The sequence below is a fragment of the Thalassotalea sp. G20_0 genome (genome assembly GCF_017744175.1).
In the GTDB taxonomy this organism is placed as follows: Bacteria; Pseudomonadota; Gammaproteobacteria; order Pseudomonadales; family Endozoicomonadaceae; genus Endozoicomonas.
This window is the reverse complement of the sequence record NZ_JAGHQV010000247.1, coordinates 1-1,051: the sequence shown is the minus strand read 5'-3', so window position 1 is coordinate 1,051 and position 1,051 is coordinate 1. Positions and strand designations below refer to the sequence as shown.

The 1,051-nt window shown below is 44.2% G+C and carries 1 protein-coding gene; it reads left to right on the top strand.

Translation table 11 applies throughout. The features are described from left to right. Positions 1 to 34: 34 nt before the first annotated feature. The coding region (locus J7438_RS25845; RefSeq protein ID WP_209278906.1) for an AMP-binding protein at positions 35 to 1,051 on the top strand (1,017 nt) is incomplete at its 3' end.

The following is a 1,051-nucleotide window of genomic DNA, read 5'->3' as shown; positions in this document are numbered from 1 at the left end:
CTATACAACCTTAGATATGTGTCATGTTGAGGATGTGGAAAACTATCAAGTTGATGACTGGTCTTTTTGTCCTGAAAATGATGCGTACGTACTTTATACATCCGGTTCTACTGGCGTCCCAAATGGTGTGCGAATAAGTCATCGTGCCATGATTGATTTCTTTAATGCGGTTAACGTCTATATGGGTGTGGAACAACGTTCTCGTTGTTTAAATACCTCAGCGATGTATTTTGACGTATCGGTTGTTGATACGCTGCTTCCACTCTATCAGGGAGCGTCGGTTTGGCTGAGTCCCGAATTTCCCATGCCATTACGGATAATCGAATTAATTGAGCAGGAACAAATTACGCATCTTTGCGGAGTAGGTTCGACACAAACCGTTTTAACGTCAACGCCAGGTTTTGAACAGCGTTCTTGGCCACACTTAAAAACCATCATGACAGGTGCGGAAGTACTTAATCCAAAAACCATGCAGCAATGGATAGATGTGGCACCGAATGTACATATTTTAAATGGGTATGGACCGACTGAAGCAACATGTGTCTGTACAGTGTTTACCATAAACGCAGCAAACGTGGATAAATATGAGGCTTACCCCATTGGCTCGCCCTTAGCGGGTATCTCTGTATTGATCGATGAGAGCAATGACAGCGAATCAGAACAAGGTGAACTTTGGATTGCAGGCAGTCAGCTTTTGACTGGCTACCTCAACCGTCCAGACCTTAATGAAAATCGTATCGTCGTTGTCAATGGCACACGCTATTACCGTACTGGTGATTTAGTCGAGCGTGATGATCAGGGAAAGCTTATCTTTCTTGGTCGATGCGACGACCAAGTTAAGGTCAGGGGATATCGAATACATCTTGATGATGTAGCGACACCGTTTCGAAACCAGAAAGAGATCAGTGATGCGGTGGCAGTCAACATTAAACACGATCAATTAGGGGAGTGTTTAGTCATTGTCGTGAACACGAATTCGTCATCGGATCGATGGGCAGCGGTATTTGAATCGGCCAAAAGCCTTTTGCCTCCGTATATGCGTCCTAAATTT